Origin of the sequence: Bradyrhizobium sp. (assembly GCF_035935975.1) — a bacterium.
Lineage (GTDB): Bacteria > Pseudomonadota > Alphaproteobacteria > Rhizobiales > Xanthobacteraceae > Bradyrhizobium.
In genome coordinates, this window is sequence record NZ_DASYWN010000024.1 from 45,376 (window position 1) to 63,413 (window position 18,038).

Genomic DNA, 18,038 nt, shown 5'->3' on the forward strand with positions numbered 1-18,038 from the left:
AACACGGAGACGAGACGATCTCCGACAAGGGACTGGAACGCCGACCCGAAAGAGGGAGGGGAAAATGACGAGAACCCGCACGCCGGGCATCAGCCGCCGTTCAACGCTGGCGCTGATGGGCGCCGGTGCGATGAGTGTTGCCGCGCCGTGGGTGGCGCGCGCCCAAGCCAAGACCATCAAGATCGGCATGCCGACGATTTTGTCGGGCCGCGTTGCGCAGCTCGGTACGTCCTCGCGCAATGCGGTGATGCTCGAGGTCGACAAGGTCAACGCCGCCGGCGGTCTTGCCGGCCGGCAGATCGAGATGGTGATCCGCGACTCCAAGGGCCAGCCGCAGGAAGCTGCCCGCGTCGCGCGCGAACTCGTCAACACCGACGGCTGCGAATGGCTGATCGACGGCGAGGCCTCGTCCGGATCGTTCGCGGTGCATGAAGTGGCGCGCGATCTCGGCGTGCTCTGCGTCCACACCTGCTCGGAGGCGTCCTCGCTCACCGCCGATCCCAAGCAGCACATCCCGAACGCATTCCGCTGCGTCCGGCAAGGCATCCACGATTCCATCGTCGGCGGCAGCTACGCCGCCTCGATCGCCAAGGCCAAGGGCCTGAAGAAGTGGGCGACCTGTTCGCCCGACTACGCCTATGGCCGCGACACCACCGGCGAGTTCACGCTGTACCTGAAGCGTTTCGCGCCCGACGTCGAGATCATCAGCGAGTCCTGGCCAAAGCTGTTCCAGCCCGACTACACCGAGGTCGTGACGAAGATCCTGCAGGCCAAGCCGCAGGCGCTGTACTCGTGCCTGTGGGGCGGCGATCTCACCTCCTACATCGACCAGGCCAACATCTACGCGATGTTCACCCAGATGGAGGTGTTCGCGGTCAACATGGCCGACTACACCGCGCTCACCGTGGTGAAGAACCTGCCCAAGGGCATCCACTCGGGCAACCGCTACATCAAGACGTTCCCGACCACCCCGGAGAACGCCGCCTGGGGCGATGCCTACAAGGCCAAGTACAACGAGTATCCGACCAACTGGTCGTGGCAGAACGCGACCGCGGTGATGTTCCTCAGCGAAGCCGCGAAGAAGGCGAACTCGACCGACGGCAAGAAGATCGCGGAAGTGCTGAAGGGCCTCACTATCAAGTGCCCGTTCGGCGCCGACGGCACCGTGACGATGCGCGGCGATGACCACACGCTGGTCGGCTACGCCATCGGCTGGGGCACCACGATCCCGCAGGAGCCTTACGTGCCCGAGGTGAAGGCCGGCGACTGGAAGACCATCTTCGAGCTCGAGGCCGAGTGGAAGAAGAGCAAGGGTTACACCTGATCGCGCGCAGGGCGGGGACGGGCGACCGTCTCCGCCATCTTCGTTTCGTTCTCCGCGCCGCTTCTGGCGCACGACAATGAAAGTGCTTCCGTGGATCTCGATGCGCTTGCCGGCTGCCTCACTAGCTCCGCCTGTCTGGTGACGCAAACCACCAGCGGCCTCATCATCGGCATGCTGCTGTTCCTGGTGGCTGTGGGGCTCACGCTGATCTTCGGCGTGCTGAAGGTCGTCAATTTCAGCCACGGCGCCTTCTACATGTTCGGCGCCTATTTCGCGATGACGGCCTATCAGCTCACCGGCAGCTTTGCGCTCGCGATGCTGGCGGGCGCGGCCGGCACCGCCATTCTAGGCCTGATCTTCGAGCGCGTCTTCATGAGCCGCGTCTATGGTGCCGACGTCCTGATGCAGCTTCTCGTCTGCTACGCCTTCGTCCTGATCTTCGACGATGTCGTGCGCTTGATCTGGGGACCCGAATTCAAGTCGATGGGCATGCCGTCCGCGTTCCAGGTGATGCCGCTGTTCATCGCGGGCGGCGTGGTGCCGCCTTATTACCTGCTGCTGATCGGCGTCGCACTTGTCGCAGCCGTCGTGCTCGGCATCGGGCTTTCCCGCAGCCGCATCGGCAAGGTGATCCGCGCCGCCGCGCATAATCCCGGCATGGTCTCCGCGCTCGGCATCAACACCGGCCTGATCTATGGCGGCGTATTTGCGCTCGGCGGCATGCTGGCGGGCCTCGCCGGTGCGCTGGCGGCGCCGGTGCGCTCGCTGACGCCGGGGATGGGATTCTCGGTGCTGATCGAATCCTTCATCGTCACCGTGATCGGTGGCATGGGCTCGATCCTGGGCGCGCTGATCGGCGCGCTGCTGCTCGGCCTTATCAGGTCCTTCGGCTCGCTCGGCTTTCCCCTGTTCACGGAAGGCCTGATGTACCTGTTCATGGTTATCGTGCTGGTCTCCAAGCCAACCGGCCTGTTCGGCAAGGAGGCGGCATGACCGAGCTCGAGGCCGGACGCGCCGAGAGGCTGGCGCCGGTGCGAAGCGGCGCGGCGCTTCACCGTTACCGTGACGTGCTGATCGCGCTGATTGCCTTCGCCGTGCTGGCGAGCCTGCCGCTGTTCACGGGCAGCAAGGCGTTGCTCGATTTCGTCATCCGCTGCTCGGCCTATGGCCTGTTCGCGACCTCGCTCAATCTGCTGGTCGGTTACACCGGCCTGACCTCGTTCGGCCACGGCATGTTCTTCGGCCTTGGCGCCTACAGCTTCGGCCTGATCATGCAGAAGCTCGGCGTGCCCATTCCGGTCGCCTTCGTCGCGACGCTGGCGATCACCGCGGTGATCGCCGCCGTCATCGGCGCGATCTGCGTGCGGCTGAAGGAGATCTATTTCGCCTTCGTCACGCTGGCCTTCCAGATGCTGATCCACTCGACCATCCTGTCCTGGGCATCCTTCACCGGCGGCGACCAGGGCCTGCGCGGCGGCATTCCGCGCCCGGTGTTCCTCGGCATCGATCTCGCCAATCATGTCCATCTCTACATCGCGAGCTGCGCGCTGCTGGTCCTCGGCCTGCTGGCGATGCGCCAGATCGCGCAATCGCCGTTCGGCTACACGCTGCGCATGATCCGCGATAACGCCGCGCGCGCGAGCTTTCTCGGCATCGACGTCTGGCGCACCAAGCTGACCGTGTTCGTGCTGGCGGCGCTGTTCGCGTCGATGGGCGGCATGGTGATGGCGCTGTTCGTCTCCGGCGCGTATCCGGAGTTCGCCTACTGGACCATCTCGGGCGAGGGCATCTTCATCAACATGCTCGGCGGCGTCTCGACCTTTTTGGGTCCGATGGTCGGCACCGTGCTGCTGCTGCTGCTCAACGACACCGTGACGCGCTTCACCGAATATCACGGCATCGTGCTCGGCGTGGTCATCCTGTTCTTCGCGCTCGGCCTGCGCAAAGGTCTGCTCGATTTCGTCGCCGAATGGTACGCACACCGGCGCGACGCAGGCGAGGGGCGCTAGCCATGCTTGAGATCCGCAACCTTGCAAGATCCTTCGGCGGCGTGAAAGCGACCAACGGCGTCTCGCTCGATTTCCCCGACGGCTCGCTCACCGCCGTGATCGGCCCGAACGGCGCGGGAAAAAGCACCTTCTTCAACCTCATCACCGGCGCCCTGAGGCCGGATTCCGGCCAGGTCCTGCTCGACAGCGTCGATCTCGCCGGTCGCTCGCCGCCGGAGATCGTGCGCCACGGCATCGGCCGGGCCTTCCAGGTCGCCAGCATCTTCAAATCGCTAACGGTGCAGGAGACCATGCTGGCCGCCGTCAGCGCCGACCAGCGCTCGTCCGCGGTGCTGCACAAGCGCTTTCCCTTGCCGGAGACACGCGATCGCGCCGAGCATGTGATGGAGCTGCTGGGCCTTGCGAGCAAGCGCAACCGCACAGCATCGACACTCTCGCATGGCGACCAGAAGCTGCTCGATATCGCGCTTGCGCTGGTGCTCGAACCCAAGGTGCTGCTGCTGGACGAGCCCACCGCCGGCATGGGCCCGGAAGAGCGCTGGCGCATGATCGACAAGGTGCGCGAGCTCTGGGAGACCCAGAAGATCACGGTCGTCTTCATCGAGCACGACATGGACATCGTGTTCAAGATCGCGCCAAAGATCGTCGTGCTCTGCTATGGCCGCATCCTCGCGACCGGCACGCCCGACGAGATCCGCAACAACAGCGCCGTGATCGACGCCTATCTCGGCACCGAGCATGCGGGGGCTGCCGCATGAGCGCCGCCGTCATCGAAGTCGCCGATCTCGACGTCTATTACGGCACCAGCCAGATCCTGTTCGGCGTCGGCCTGTCGGTGCGGCAAGGCGAGACCATGGCGCTGCTCGGGCGCAACGGTGCCGGCAAGTCGACGACGATGAAAGCGATCATGGGGCTGGCGCCGCCGCGGCGCGGCAAGGTCAGCCTGCGCGGCGCGGTGATCTCTGGCCGAAAGCCGCACCATATCGCGCGCGCCGGCCTCGGCTTCGTGCCGGAGGATCGCCAGATCTTTCCGGAGCACACGGTCGAGGACAACCTCGTCATCGGGCGCAAGAAGGGGCCGGAGGGCCAGGACGAATGGCCGATCAAGCGCATCTATGAGGTCTTCCCGCTGCTGGAGCCGCTGCGCCACCGCATCGCCGGGCGCCTGTCGGGCGGCGAGCAGCAGATGCTGGCGATCGCGCGCACGCTGATGGGCAATCCGGCGCTGCTGCTGCTGGACGAGCCGAGCGAAGGGCTCGCGCCGATCATCGTGCAGCGGATCGGCGAGCTGCTGCGCCAGCTCCGCCAGCTCGGCTCGACCGTGTTGATCGCCGAGCAGAACATGCATTTCTGCCTGGGGCTGGCGAGCCACGCCACGGTCATCGACAAGGGCCAGATCGTCTATGCCGCCGGAATCGACGAGCTGAAGGCCAATGAGGGGATTCGGCGGCGTTATCTGGCCCTTTAGGCAGGGTACCGGTGTCCAAGTAGGTCGGAAGAAGAAAACCATTGCCCGAGGGGTGCCCTACGGAAGGAGTTTCCCTCCGAGGGGGCAAAAACGCCAATCGCTTCCATTGCTGTTTAGGCCCGAAACGACGACATTCCATTCACAATTTGATGGATTGACGGCCATGGAACGCACTGGATTTGAGCCCTTCGGCGAGCAGCTGGTGTCCGCAACGGACACCCAGCCGAAATCGCGCGCCTCAAAGCTGCTGCTGCGGGCCGGCACCACGGTGTTCTGGTCGCTGGTCGCGGGCATCGTGCTCGCCCGTGCGGCGTTCTTTGAGCCCGGCGTTTATGACGGCTTCAGCCGCGTCGCCTCGCTGGCCAAGAGCTTGATCTTCTGAGGGCGATTATTCCGGGTCGAGGACGGAACTTCTCTCGGCCCTGATATGCCGAAAACTTATTCCCCAATCGGATCGTCGTGCGTATAAATCTTTCTCCTCTGGGAGAGATTTGTGTCGCAGAATCAAGCATCCAGCCCGGCCGACGCCAAGCCGACCACTGCTATTAGCCGCGTCGTGGCGCTGATTCCCGGCATTCTCCTTTGCGTCCTGGTCGCCGGCGTCTCGGCCCTGCTGGAGCGGGCGGAACTCGGCGTTTTCGAGCATCCCTATGTCGAGGCGCTGGTGATGGCGATCCTGCTCGGCATGGCGCTGCGCAGCTTCTGGAAACCGGCGCCGCGCTGGCAGGCCGGCATCGCCTTCAGCGCCAAGCAGCTCCTCGAAGTCGCGGTCATGCTGCTGGGGGCCTCGATCAGCTTCGCCGCCATTGCCGCCTCGGGCATCGCGCTGCTGGCATCGATCGCCGCGGTCGTCGTGATCGCGCTCTGCGTCTCCTTCGGCCTCAGCCGGATGCTCGGCCTGTCCACACGCCTCTCGATCCTGATCGCCTGCGGGAATTCCATCTGCGGTAATTCGGCCATCGCAGCCGTGGCGCCGATCATCGGCGCCAACAGCGACGAGATCGCGTCCTCGATCTCTTTCACCGCCATCCTGGGCGTGATGATGGTGCTGGGCCTGCCGCTGCTGATCCCGCTGCTGCAACTGTCCGCCACGCAATACGGCATCCTCGCCGGCCTGACCGTCTACGCCGTGCCGCAGGTGCTTGCTGCCACGGTCCCGGCCGGCCTGATCTCGACGCAGATCGGCACGCTTGTAAAACTGATGCGCGTCTTGATGCTCGGGCCGGTCGTCGTCGGCCTGTCGCTGGTCGCCTCGCGCTGGCAGACCGGCGCCAAGAAGTCCAATGTCGGCTTCTTCCGCCTGGTCCCGTGGTTCATCCTCGGCTTCCTCGCGCTGGCGACACTGCGATCGCTGGAGATCGTGCCTGTCACGGTGGTGGGGCCGGTGACGAAGATCACCAGCTTCCTCACGGTGGTCTCGATGGCCGCGCTCGGCCTCGGCGTCGACGTCCGCGTGCTCGCCAATGTCGGGGGACGGGTGACGGCAGCGGTGACGCTGTCGCTGATGCTGCTGCTCGGGATCAGCATCGCCTTGGTGCATTGGTTCAAGTAAGGACGCCGAGCTCCCGTAGGAGACGCTATCGCCTCCTCTTCCTTCTCCCCTTGTGGGAGAAGGTGGCATAGGCGGCCTCTGGCCGCCGTTCTCAAGAACGCCGAAGCGAAGCTTCGGCTATGGCGCCGGGGATGAGGGGTTCTCTCCGCGAGTGACCCTCTTAATACGTGCGCGCGGATGGATACCCCTCATCCGTCGCGCTACGCGCGCCACCTTCTCCCGCAAGGGGAGAAGGGAATTAGCAGCGCAAGCGTCGACTAGATTACATCCGCCAGCGAATGGCCGTGCAGCTCGATGTTCAGCCCCTGCATGCCCATGTCGTTGATCTCGCCGCCCATCGCCTTCAGGCTTTCCTCGCGGATCAGCGACATCAACCCACGGCGGAGCGCAAGAAACTCCGACGACATCATCATCGCTTGCTGCCGTGGCCGCTCCAGCGGGATAGGGATTTCCGCCTTGATCGAGCCCGGACGCGCCGTCATGCAATAGACGCGGTCGGACAGGAAGATCGCCTCGTCGATGTCGTGGGTGACGAACAGCACCGAGATCTTCAGCCGCTGCCACATGTTGGTGAGGATCTGCTGCATGATGACGCGCGTCTGCGCGTCGAGCGCGCCGAACGGCTCGTCCAGCAGCAGCACCTTCGGTCCCGTCGCGAGCGCGCGGACGATGCCGACGCGTTGCTTCATGCCGCCGGAGAGCTTTTCCGGATAGTGCTTTTCGAAGGCCTCGAGACCGGCAAGCCCGAGCAGCGTGCGCGCGGCGCGCTCGCGCTGCGAGCGGGGCATGCCGCGCATCTTCAGGCCGAACTCGACATTCTCGCGCACCGTTTTCCAGGGAAACAGCGAATATTGCTGGAACACCATGCCGCGCTCGGCGCTGGGGCCATTCACGCGCTCGCCGTCGACGGTGACGATCCCGGTGGTCGGCTTGAGAAAGCCCGCGACCGCATTGAGCAGCGTCGATTTTCCGCAGCCGGAGGGGCCGACGATCGAGACGAACTCGCCGGGCTTGACGTGGATCTGCGTGTCGGTGACGGCCTGAACCGGCCCCTCGATGCTGTCATAGCTGAGGGAGAAGTTTCTGACCTCGATATGGCCTTTCGGCTCGCTTGCCAGAATCTCGCTCATCTCGTCGACCTCCACGGCATCACCAATTGTCCCGCGCCGCGGATCAGCAGGCTCGATCCGAGCCCGAGCACGCCGATCGCGATCATGCCGAGCGCGATGTCGGCATACTGGACCAGCGAATAGGCCTCCCAGGTGAAATAGCCGATGCCGTACTGACCGGAGATCATCTCGGCCGCGATCAGCGACACCCAGGCCACACCCATGCCGACGGTGAGGCCGGTGAAGATGTGCGGCAGCGAGGCCGGAAAATACACTTCGCGGAAGATCGAGCGCTCGCGGGCGCCGAGACATTGCGCGGCGCGCACCAGCACGGGATCGACCAGCGACATGCCGTGCAGCGTATTGACCAGGATCGGAAAGAACGCGCCGAGGAAGGTGATGAAGACGATGCTCTGCTCGTTGGTCGGCCACAGCATGATCGCCATCGGTACCCAGGCGATCGCCGGGATCGGCCGCAGCACTTCCGCGACCGGGAAGATGATCTCATGCACCAGCTTGAAGCGGCCCATGATCAGGCCGAGCGGCACGCCGACGATGGCTGCCAGCGAGAAGCCGAAGAAGATGCGCCGGCAGCTCAGCAGGATGTGCATCAGGAATTTGGGATCGTGGATCGCCTTGGTGAAGCTCGCATAGACCGCGAGCGGCGAGGGCACGTTGGTGAAGCGCACGAAGAACACGACGCGATAGGTCGTGAGCAGGTGCCAGACCAGCAGGAAGGCGAGCAGTGAGATGATGCCGATCGCGGTGGCGCGCAGCCGGCCCTGGTTGAGCCGGTACCAGCGCAGCGCGAGCGTGCCGAAAGTGGGAGGTGTTGCGGGCGGGGTGACGGCGGGCACCGGGCCCGCCTCTGCAATTGCCGGCATGCTGTCCTCGGGATGTCTGACGAGGGCGGGACTGCTCACGTCTTGCCTCCGCCGACCGCCGCCTTCACCGCGTCGTCGAAGCCGAGCACCTTGCCGCTGATCTTGGCGGCATAGGCTTCCGCGTCCTTCTTCAGCAGGAACGGGGCGACCTCGCCATTGCCGACCGCGAAGAAGGCCTGGTCGGCGAACAGCTTGATGCCGCGCGTGGTGTCGAAGACATAGGCGACGTTGATCTTCTTGCCCTTGGCCTTGAAGTCGGCGTAGGCGCCGAGCGTGCAGCTTGCGGACGAGAACGGCATGATGCCTGTTTCGTCGACCCAGACCTCGCCGGCCTTGCGCGGATCGGCGATCGGCTTCTTGCAGAAAGCGTCTTCGCCGGAGATCTCGTAATTCTTGGTGCTACCGAGCTGCGCGTCGTAGTCTAGCTTCATCTCGGCATAGGCCTTGCGGATGTAGCTGTCGTCGACCCATTTCTTCGGATCGAACTCCTTCATGCGGCCGAGGTTCTGCAGTACCTTGACGTCGGTCGTTGCCGCTTCGATCAGCGCGGGCTTGACGGTGGGATCGGTGGTCATGTTGCCGCTGGGACCGAGGAAGATGTAGACGACTTCCTTGTTGATGCCGGTCCATTCCTGGATCTTTTCGGCGGCAAGCTTGGGATCGTCGCGCAGCCATTGGTTGGCGGCGATCAGCGCCTTGAAGTAGGCGACGACGACCTCGGGATATTTCTCGGCGAAGTCGGTGCGGACGACGATGCCGTGGAAGGTCGGCAGGTTGGTCTCGACGCCGTCGAAGATTTTTCGCGCAAAGCCGCGGAAGGGCAGCAGCTCGGCGAAGGGCACGAAGTCCGCATGCGCGTCGATCTTCTTCTCCTGGAGGTTGGTCGAGCCGACCTCCGGGCTCTGGCTGACGAGCTGGAAGAAGTCCGCGGGATAGCCGCGATCCTGCATCGCCTTCAGCACCATGCCGTGCGCGGCCGAGCCGAAGGGCACGCTGACGAGCTTGCCCTTGAGATCGGCGAGATCGTAATAGGGTGAGTCCTTGTGGACGACGAGGCCGTTGCCGGAGCCGGACAGGCTGTAGGCGGCGATGCCGATCAGCCGACTCTTGCTCTCCGGATTGCTCTCGAAGGTGAAGCCGTTCACGATCAGCGGATAGTCGCCCATCATGCCGATCTGCAGCTTGTTCGCCATCATCGCGTTGGTGACGGGCGGCCCGGACGTAAAATTCTGCCACTCCAGCTCGAACTTGATGTTGGCGTATTTGCCGTCCTTGGGCAGGTACTTTTCGAGGAGATGGAGCTGGCGGATGACGACGCCGGCGGTCACCGTGTTGGTCGTGGTGTCCTGCGTGCCGATGCCAAGCGTGACGGTTTCCGCCAAGGCCGGCTGCGCGGTTAGAAGCGCCAGCGACGTCACTGACATCGCGATCGAGAGCGTGGGAAGATGGCGGACCATTCTCATCCTCATTCGGTTGGATGTGCTGTGGTTGCCATGATTGGGTGAGGGCACCGGCAGGGCAAATCCGGAATGATGACCGCAGTCGATTAGTTGCCGGGAAAAGCTGATTGCATACTCCTTGGGCAGTCCTGCACTATAAAGCCGCTTGCCTGTGCACCGTCCCTGGTCGCAAATTTTCGTTAGTCGGAGGCGTGACCGCGCATCTCCTCCAGCACGTCGGTCCGGCAGACCACGATCTGCGACCGCTTGGTCAAGACGATTCCCTTCTCCTGCATCCGCTTCAGGCTGATCGTGACCCATTGCCGGGTCGCGCCGACCATGTGGGCGATGTCGGCGTGGGTGAAGGCGGCTGCGATCACGGTGCCGTCGGCGTCCTCGACGCCGTAGAGCTCGACGAGGTGCAACAGCAGATGCGCAAGGCGCTGGGTGATCGAGCGCGTCCCCAGCATCTGCGCCAGCGCCGAGTAGCATTTGCCCTTGAAGGTGAGGCCTTCAATGAGGCCGATCGCGAGGTTCGGGATCTCTGCGGCAAGCGACCGCAGTTCCTTTCCGGGCAGGTGCACCACGCTGCAATTGCTGGATGCGACACCGGACCATTGATGCACGGTGCCTTCGAACACTTCGGGACCGCCGACGAAATTGCCGACATGCCAATAGGCCAGCGTGATCTCGCGGCCGAGCGGCGAGGTGTAGAACACCCGGATGCGGCCGCTCTCGATCAGCCAGATGCCGTCATGCTTGCCGCCCTGGCTGAACAGTGTCTGGCCGCGATTGAGCACCTTGCGCCGGCCCTGCTTCAGCACCAGCTCGCGCTCGCGCGGCGAGAGCTTGTCCATCAGCGGCGGCGGTCCGCCGATCCATTGCTGGTTCTCGGTGAGCAGCAGCGAGGAACTGCCCGCAGGCCGGACAGCCGGGGGAGCCCCGCGACCCGCATTCGCCGCCTGCAACATGAGCCGCCTCCGGAACGTTCAAATCGTTCTAAAGAGGAGCAATGTCCGTGCCAGATGGGGTTGCTCGCGGCTAGCTTGTGGCACGCCCCCGCCATTTACTCAGCTGTCATCGCCCGCGCAGGCGGGCGATCCAGTATTCCAGAGACTTCAGTGGGATAAGGAGAGGCTGCGGCGTACTGGATTCCCCGCTTTCGCGGGGAATGACGGCGGAGTTTGGGGCCGCAGTCGTGCGAACCGCGAGACTGCGTTGATCTACCGCCCCGCCAGGCTCAGCAAATACGGCTTGGGATAAATCCCCCTGTTATGCCCATCCGAAAACGAGATGTTCAGCCCATAACCGAGATCACCGATCTCGGTGATCGCAATGCCCGGAAACGCTTGAGGGAAGCGCCCGTCGAAGCGGGCGCGGGTGCAGTGGGCGCATTTGCAGGAGAGACGGAGTGTCTCCGCAGGCAGGCTCAGCGTGTCGTCCTCCGTGGTGCGGACGAGGAGCGTCGCGAGATCGGCGCTGGCCTCATAGTCGGCCACGGTCGGTGCCACCAGGGTCATGGTCATGACGAACCTCCGACTTCCTTCTACGCTCGCGCGGGCGCGCGCGAATAGCAACTAATTGCCGGCGTGGCGCATTCGCGCTGCCTCATCTTCGGTCACCGCCCGCGAAATGTGAAACTAATCGACCGGGAATTTCAGTTCCGCGTTGCCGGAATCCCGTCTCTCCGAAAACCTTGCAACCGACAGCAAGCACGGAGAGACGTCGGATGAGCGCATTTCAGAAGGAAACGGTTTTGTCGGTTCGTCACTGGACCGAATCCCTGTTCAGCTTCACCGCGACGCGAGATCCCGGCTTCCGCTTCCAGAACGGCCAGTTCGCGATGATCGGCCTCGAGGTCGAGGGCAAGCCGTTGATGCGGGCCTACAGTATGGCGAGCGCCAATCACGAGGAGGCGCTCGAATTCTTCTCGATCAAGGTGCAGGACGGCCCGCTGACCTCGCGCCTGCAGAAGATCAGGGAAGGCGACATCATCCTGGTCGGCCGCAAGGCGACGGGCACGCTGATCACCGGCAACCTCATTCCGGGAAAACGCCTGCTGCTGCTCTCGACCGGCACGGGGCTTGCGCCGTTCGCGAGCCTGATCAAGGACCCCGACGTCTACGAGAATTACGAGACCATCGTGCTCGCCCATGGCTGCCGGCAGGTTTCGGAACTGGCCTATGGCGAGCACGTCGTCGACGGCCTGCGCAATCACGAGTTCTTCGGACCCCTGATCCGCGACAAGCTGGTCTATTACCCGACCGTCACCCGCGAGCCGTTCCGGAACCGCGGCCGCATCACCGATCTGATCGCCTCGAACCAGCTGTTCGACGACATCGGGTTGACAGGACTCGATATCGAGACCGACCGCATCATGCTGTGCGGCAGCCCGGCGATGCTGGAGGAGCTGCACGCGATGTTCGCCGCGCGCGGCTTCGTCGAGGGCAACCACAGCCAGCCCGGCCATTTCGTCATCGAAAAGGCCTTCGTCGAGCGCTGAGGCGCAAATCGTGGTCCGGCGACAACTAATTGCTATCGCCGGAAGGCCACCTGAACAAATCTGATGCAAAGGCGCCGGGGATCGGCGAACCAGGAGCAAGCGATGGCACTAGATCAGATCGTCGACGGACTTTCGGAGGTTTCCTGCGATGTGCTGGTGATCGGCGGCGGCACGGCCGGCCCGATGGCGGCACTGAAGGCGAAGCTGAAGAACCCGAAGGCCAACGTCGTCCTGCTCGAAAAGGCCAACGTCAAGCGCTCCGGCGCGATCTCGATGGGCATGGACGGGCTGAACAATGCCGTCATCCCGGGCTATGCGACGCCGGAGCAGTACACCAAGGAAATCACCATCGCCAACGACGGCATCGTCGACCAGAAGGCGGTCTATAAATACGCGCAGAACTGCTTTGAGATCATCGAGGAGCTCGACAGTTTCGGGATCCGCTTCCTGAAGAACGAGAACGGCGATTATGCCGTCAAGAAGGTGCACCACATCGGTACCTACGTTCTGCCGATGCCGAACGGCGAGACCGTGAAGAAGGCGCTTTATCGCCAGCTCCGCCGCGCCCGCATCCTGATCTCCAACCGCTACATGGCGACGCGGCTGCTGAAATCGTCCGACGGCCGCATCGCCGGCGCGATCAGCGTCAACACCCGCACTGCCGAGATCCTGGTGATCAAGGCCAAGGCCGTGATCCTCTGCATGGGCGCCGCCGGCCGCCTGGGCCTGCCGACCTCCGGCTACATGTTCGGCACCTACGAGAACGCCGCCAATTCCGGCGACGGCTATGCGATGGCCTATCACGCCGGCGCGGCGCTCGCGAACCTCGAATGCTACCAGATCAATCCGCTGATCAAGGACTATAACGGCCCGGCCTGCGCCTATGTCGCCGGTCCCTTCGGCGCCTTTACGGCCAACAATGAAGGCTCGCGCTTCATCGAATGCGACTACTGGTCCGGCCAGATGATGCTGGAGTTCTACAACGAGCTGCTGTCAGGCAAGGGCCCGGTGTTCCTCCAGCTCAAGCATCTCCACCCCGACACCATCTCCGAGATCGAATCCACGCTGCACAAGGTCGAGCGTCCGACGCGCGGCCTGTTCCAGCAGGGGCGTGGCGTCGACTACCGCAACGACTCGATCGAGATGCACATCTCCGAGATCGGCTTCTGCTCCGGCCACAGCGCTTCCGGCGTGTTCGTCGACGACAATGCCCGCACCACCGTGCCCGGCCTCTATGCCGCCGGCGACATGGCGAGCGTGCCGCACAATTACATGCTCGGCGCCTTCACCAACGGCTCGGTTGCCGGCATCGACGCGATGGAGTTCGCTGACAGCCATGACTTCGCGGAGTTTGACGCCGCCGATGTCGCCAAGGAGCGCGATCGCGTGCTGGCGCCGACCAAGCGCGAGGACGGCATTCCGCCCAACCAGGTCGAGTACAAGACCCGCCGTCTCGTCAACGACTATCTCCAGCCGCCGAAGGTCACGCGCAAATACGAGCTCGGCATGCGCCGCCTCGCCGAGGCGCGGGAGGACATGCAGGAGCGCATGATCGCGCGCAATGCGCACGAGCTGCTGCGTGCGCTCGAAGTGCAGTCGATCATGGATTGCGCCGACATGGCGGTGCATGCCTCGCTCTATCGCGAGGAGAGCCGCTGGGGCCTCTATCACTGGCGCACGGATTTCCCGGAGAAGGACAACGAGAACTGGTTCTGCCACACGCTGCTGTCCAAGCAGAACGGCAGGATGACAAGCGAGAAGCGGGCGGTCGAGCCCTACGTCGTGCCGATCGCCGACGACGAAAAGGACCTCTACGACAAGCAGCGCATCCGCGCCTCCGCCTGATCCACCGCACCAGCGCAACAGGAGACATGAAATGCCTCTCGCTTCCTATCAGACATCGGTTCCGGTGGTCGTCGACGACGCCAAATGCATCGCGGACAAGGGCTGTACCGTCTGCGTCGACGTCTGTCCGCTCGACGTGCTGCGCATCAGCGACATGACCAACAAGGCCTACATGGCCTATGACGAGTGCTGGTACTGCATGCCCTGCGAGGCCGATTGCCCGACCGGCGCCGTCACCGTCAACATTCCCTATCTGTTGAGGTGATCATGTCGAGCCCGTTCGAATCCTACGACGACCTCGAAGACGCCGACGAGCGGTTGCAGGCCGCCGATCCCGCCGAGCGCCGTGTCGCCATCATCGCCCTCGGCCATTCCGGCGATCCTGCGGCGGTCGCGCATCTCGCCAACATGGTCGCCGATCCCGATGCCGGCGTGCGCCAGCAGGTCGCGATGGCGCTCGGCGAGTTCGACGGGCCGGAAGCTGCGAGCGCGCTGGTCAAGCTGCTGGTCGATCCCGAGAGGATCGTCGCGGCGGCGGCGGCCGACAGCATGGCCGAGTTCAAGGATCCCGCCTGCGCCGGGATCATCCTGCCGCTGGTCAAGCATGCCCACGCCTTCGTCCGCATGGGGGCGCTGCGCGCGCTGAAGGAATTGCGCAGCAAGGACACGCTGAAACCGGCACTGGAAGCGCTGCAGGATACTGACGCCGCGGTGCGCGTGCAGGCGATCGGCGTGATCGGCTTCCTGAAGCTGGAGGAATCGATTCCCGCACTGACCGCGCTGATCAACGATCCCGATGCCCATGTGCGCCGCGCCGCCGTGAGTGCGCTGGCGTTCTCGCAGATGAAGCCGGCGGCGGAGACGATCACGCGCGCACTGAAAGATTCCGACTGGATGGTGCGCGAGATGGCGGCGGAGACTCTCGGCCTCAACGTCAATGGCTCGCTCGCCGCCGACCAGCTCGTCGGCGCGCTCGGTGACGAGTTCTGGCAGGTGCGGCTGAAGGCGATCCGCAGCCTCGGCAAGATGAAGATCGAGCGCGCGGTGCGGCCGATCGGCCAGTGCATCAATCACGACCAGGCGAATTTGCGGAAAGAAGCCGCCGCCGCGCTCGGCGAGATCGCCCATCCCGACGGCGAGGCATTTTTGGCCGTCATCGCCGACGATGCCGATCCGGATGTTCGGAAGAACGCGCGCTGGGCGCTGCAGCAGATCGCGGCCCGCAAAGCGCGAGCAGGAGCATAAGGGCGCGGGCAGGGGCATAGCGGCCCCTCGCGGCTGCTCTGGACTTCGTCCGCCAGACGTTTATTGGTCTTCGCCAATGGGATCGGACGCCGCGAAAGCGGCCGATCCCGAAGAAACAGCGAGGACGCCGGCCATGACGACATTGACTGTAAAGGACCTTCTGCCCGAGGACGGCACGCGGGGAACGCTCGTCGGCCGCGTCTGGCTGCCGCAGGTCAATGGTCCGGCCGTGGTCGCCGTGCGCGGCGATGGCGTGTTCGACGTTACCGCCAAGTTTCCGACCGTCAGCGCGCTTTGCGAGGAGGACAATCCGGCCAAGGCGCTGGCCGCGGTCAAGGGCGAGCGCATCGGCGATCTCGACGCCATCGTTGCCAACACCGCGCCCGATGGGCGCGATCCCAAAAAGCCCTGGCTGCTTGCGCCGGTCGACCTCCAGACCCTGAAGGCCGCCGGCGTCACTTTCGCGATCTCGATGCTGGAGCGCGTGATCGAGGAACGGGCCAAGGGCAATCCGGCCTCGGCCGAAGCGATCCGCAAAGAGGTGACGCGGCTGATCGGCGACGATCTGTCCAAGCTCAAGCCGGGCTCGGACCAGGCCATGCACCTGAAGCAGGTGCTGATCGATCAGAATGCCTGGAGCCAGTATCTCGAGGTCGGCATCGGTCCGGACGCCGAGGTCTTCACCAAGGCGCCGACCATGTCCTCGGTCGGCACCGGCATGGATGCCGGCCTGCATCCGAAGTCCACCTGGAACAATCCGGAGCCGGAGCTCGTGCTGTTCGTGTCGAGCCGCGGCAAGATCGTCGGCGGCGCGCTCGGTAACGACGTGAATTTGCGCGACTTCGAGGGCCGCTCGGCGCTCTTGCTGTCGAAGGCGAAGGACAACAACGCGTCGTGCTCGATCGGCCCGCTGCTGCGCCTGTTCGACGACAGTTTTACGCTCGACGATGCGCGCAAGCTGGACATCAGCCTGAACGTGAAGGGCACGGACGGCTTCGTGCTCGACGGGCATTCCTCGATCAGCAAGATCAGCCGCGATCCGACCGACCTCGTCGAGCAGACCATCGGCAAGGTGCATCAGTACCCCGATGGTTTCGTGCTGTTCCTCGGCACGATGTTCGCGCCCGTGAAGGATCGCGACGCGCCGGGGCAGGGTTTCACCCACAAGCGCGACGACATCGTCACGATTGCTGCCCCCCAGCTCGGCAAGCTGGTCAACCGCATGCGAACCAGTGACGAGTGCGAGCCCTGGACGTTCGGCATCGGCGCGCTGATGAAGAATCTCGCGCAACGGAAGCTGATCTAGCGCTTCGTCTCACCACGAGTCGATCTGCCCGATACACGTGGAGCTCTCTCCACATCGTCATTGCGAGCGCAGCGAAGCAATCCAGAGTCCCTCCGCGGAGACAGTCTGGATTGCTTCGCTGCGCTCGCAATGACGTGGAGGCAGCCTACCTCCATAAATTTTCCTTCATCCCCGCGTTGTATCTCTGGAACAAAATCGCGCTTGGCGTGTCGTCTCAGCCGCCAGCCCCGATGTCCGCGCCATTCCCCTAAATAGTAAAATAATATGACTATACGGAACCAGACTTCCGTGAAATAGTCCCTCCCGCCGCCGCAAAGGCCGGCCTGCGGGTGCCATCCTACCAATAGGCGCCCGAGATAACACTTGGGAGACACGCCTGATGACCCCTAAAGCCCTCTTTGCGGCCTGCGCCACGGCCGCTTTGCTGCTCGCGCTGCCGGCCAATGCGGCCGAGCTCACCATCGGCTTCTCGCAGATCGGATCGGAATCCGGCTGGCGCGCGGCCGAGACCTCGGTCTCCAAGCAGGAGGCCGCCAAGCGCAAGGTCAATCTCAAGATTGCCGACGCCCAGCAGAAGCAGGAGAACCAGATCAAGGCGATCCGCTCCTTCATCGCGCAGAACGTCGATGCGATCTTCCTCGCGCCCGTCGTGTCGACGGGGTGGGACTCGGTGCTGAAGGAAGCCAAGGAGGCCAAGATCCCGGTCGTGCTGCTCGACCGCGATATCGATCCCTCGGGCAAGGACCTCTATCTCACCGCCGTCACCTCGGACAGCGTGCACGAAGGCGAGGTCGCCGGCGACTGGCTGGCCAAGACGGTCGGAAACAAGGCCTGCAGCATCGTCGAACTGCAGGGCACGGTCGGCGCCAGCGTCGCGGCCAATCGCAAGAAGGGTTTTGACACCGCGATCGCCAAGCATGCCAATCTGAAGGTGGTGCGCAGCCAGACCGGCGACTTCACCCGCGCCAAGGGCAAGGAAGTCATGGAGAGCTTCATCAAGGCCGAAGGCGGCGGCAAGAACATCTGCGCGGTCTACGCGCACAATGACGACATGATGGTCGGCGCCATCCAGGCGATGAAGGAAGCCGGCCTCAAGCCCGGCAAGGAGATCCTCACCGTTTCGATCGACGCGGTGCCCGATATCTTCAAGGCGATGGCCGCAGGCGAAGCCAATGCCACCGTCGAGCTGACGCCGAACATGGCCGGCCCCGCGCTCGATGCCATCGCGGCCTTCAAGGGCAAGGGCACGGTGCCGCCGAAATGGATCCAGACGGACTCCAAGCTCTACACCGCCGCCGACGATCCGCAGAAGATCTACGACAGCAAGAAGGGCCTCGGCTACTGAGGCGACCAT

18 protein-coding genes are annotated in these 18,038 nt (G+C 64.0%); 13 read left to right on the forward strand and 5 right to left on the reverse strand.

What is annotated here, in order from left to right:
• Nucleotides 1-64 precede the first annotated feature (64 nt).
• The 7 genes from VGR99_RS11985 to VGR99_RS12015 all read left to right on the forward strand — a co-directional run bounded on the left by VGR99_RS11985 (nt 65) and on the right by VGR99_RS12015 (nt 6,353).
• Entirely contained in the window at nt 65-1,324 is a 1,260-nt protein-coding gene (locus VGR99_RS11985) for an ABC transporter substrate-binding protein (protein WP_326898577.1), read from the forward strand.
• A 90-nt stretch (nt 1,325-1,414) separates the two neighbouring features.
• Nucleotides 1,415-2,317: a branched-chain amino acid ABC transporter permease gene (locus VGR99_RS11990; protein ID WP_326898578.1), complete on the forward strand. Its 903-nt coding sequence runs from the start codon at nt 1,415-1,417 to the stop codon at nt 2,315-2,317.
• On the forward strand, nt 2,314-3,333 hold the full coding sequence (locus VGR99_RS11995) for a branched-chain amino acid ABC transporter permease (RefSeq protein ID WP_326898579.1): 1,020 nt from the start codon (nt 2,314-2,316) through the stop codon (nt 3,331-3,333). The genes VGR99_RS11990 and VGR99_RS11995 overlap by 4 nt, the downstream gene beginning before the upstream one ends.
• A gap of 2 nt (nt 3,334-3,335) precedes the next feature.
• Nucleotides 3,336-4,091, forward strand: coding sequence for an ABC transporter ATP-binding protein (locus VGR99_RS12000; protein ID WP_326898580.1), 756 nt, complete (start codon nt 3,336-3,338; stop codon nt 4,089-4,091).
• Nucleotides 4,088-4,801, forward strand: coding sequence for an ABC transporter ATP-binding protein (locus VGR99_RS12005; RefSeq protein ID WP_326898581.1), 714 nt, complete (start codon nt 4,088-4,090; stop codon nt 4,799-4,801). The genes VGR99_RS12000 and VGR99_RS12005 overlap by 4 nt, the downstream gene beginning before the upstream one ends.
• 163 nt (nt 4,802-4,964) lie before the next feature.
• Entirely contained in the window at nt 4,965-5,183 is a 219-nt protein-coding gene (locus VGR99_RS12010; protein ID WP_211417564.1) for a hypothetical protein, read from the forward strand.
• A gap of 111 nt (nt 5,184-5,294) precedes the next feature.
• Nucleotides 5,295-6,353 (forward strand): YeiH family protein, encoded by a 1,059-nt coding sequence (locus VGR99_RS12015; protein WP_326898582.1) that lies wholly within the window; start codon nt 5,295-5,297, stop codon nt 6,351-6,353.
• Nucleotides 6,354-6,610: 257 nt separating this feature from the next.
• On the opposite strand, the gene VGR99_RS12020 is transcribed toward VGR99_RS12015, so the two are convergent.
• From VGR99_RS12020 to VGR99_RS12040, 5 genes are all read right to left on the reverse strand, one after another.
• Entirely contained in the window at nt 6,611-7,483 is an 873-nt protein-coding gene (locus VGR99_RS12020) for an ABC transporter ATP-binding protein (RefSeq protein ID WP_326898583.1), read from the reverse strand.
• Nucleotides 7,480-8,385 carry an ABC transporter permease gene (locus VGR99_RS12025; protein WP_326898584.1) on the reverse strand — a complete coding sequence of 302 codons (906 nt, stop codon included), beginning with the start codon at nt 8,383-8,385 and terminating at the stop codon, nt 7,480-7,482. Before VGR99_RS12025 ends, VGR99_RS12020 begins: the two co-directional genes overlap by 4 nt.
• Entirely contained in the window at nt 8,382-9,803 is a 1,422-nt protein-coding gene (locus tag VGR99_RS12030; RefSeq protein ID WP_326898585.1) for an ABC transporter substrate-binding protein, read from the reverse strand. Before VGR99_RS12030 ends, VGR99_RS12025 begins: the two co-directional genes overlap by 4 nt.
• A gap of 182 nt (nt 9,804-9,985) precedes the next feature.
• The gene (locus VGR99_RS12035; protein ID WP_326898586.1) at nt 9,986-10,756 is read right to left on the reverse strand and encodes a Crp/Fnr family transcriptional regulator; all 771 of its coding nucleotides are present in this window, start codon (nt 10,754-10,756) and stop codon (nt 9,986-9,988) included.
• A 252-nt stretch (nt 10,757-11,008) separates the two neighbouring features.
• Nucleotides 11,009-11,305 (reverse strand): DUF971 domain-containing protein, encoded by a 297-nt coding sequence (locus VGR99_RS12040; protein WP_326898851.1) that lies wholly within the window; start codon nt 11,303-11,305, stop codon nt 11,009-11,011.
• Nucleotides 11,306-11,514: 209 nt separating this feature from the next.
• On the opposite strand from VGR99_RS12040, the gene VGR99_RS12045 reads away from it, so the two are divergent.
• From VGR99_RS12045 to ytfQ, 6 genes are all read left to right on the forward strand, one after another.
• Nucleotides 11,515-12,288 (forward strand): ferredoxin--NADP reductase, encoded by a 774-nt coding sequence (locus VGR99_RS12045; protein WP_326898587.1) that lies wholly within the window; start codon nt 11,515-11,517, stop codon nt 12,286-12,288.
• A gap of 102 nt (nt 12,289-12,390) precedes the next feature.
• Nucleotides 12,391-14,133, forward strand: a complete 1,743-nt coding sequence (locus tag VGR99_RS12050; protein ID WP_326898588.1) for a fumarate reductase/succinate dehydrogenase flavoprotein subunit — start codon at nt 12,391-12,393, stop codon at nt 14,131-14,133.
• A 31-nt stretch (nt 14,134-14,164) separates the two neighbouring features.
• Nucleotides 14,165-14,398, forward strand: coding sequence for a 4Fe-4S dicluster domain-containing protein (locus tag VGR99_RS12055; protein ID WP_007593252.1), 234 nt, complete (start codon nt 14,165-14,167; stop codon nt 14,396-14,398).
• A gap of 2 nt (nt 14,399-14,400) precedes the next feature.
• Entirely contained in the window at nt 14,401-15,378 is a 978-nt protein-coding gene (locus VGR99_RS12060; protein ID WP_326898589.1) for a HEAT repeat domain-containing protein, read from the forward strand.
• A 133-nt stretch (nt 15,379-15,511) separates the two neighbouring features.
• Complete coding sequence (locus VGR99_RS12065; RefSeq protein ID WP_326898590.1) at nt 15,512-16,684, forward strand: fumarylacetoacetate hydrolase family protein; 1,173 nt, start codon at nt 15,512-15,514, stop codon at nt 16,682-16,684.
• 379 nt (nt 16,685-17,063) lie between these two features.
• Nucleotides 17,064-18,029 (forward strand): galactofuranose ABC transporter, galactofuranose-binding protein YtfQ, encoded by a 966-nt coding sequence (ytfQ, locus tag VGR99_RS12070; RefSeq protein WP_326898591.1) that lies wholly within the window; start codon nt 17,064-17,066, stop codon nt 18,027-18,029.
• Nucleotides 18,030-18,038: the final 9 nt, after the last annotated feature.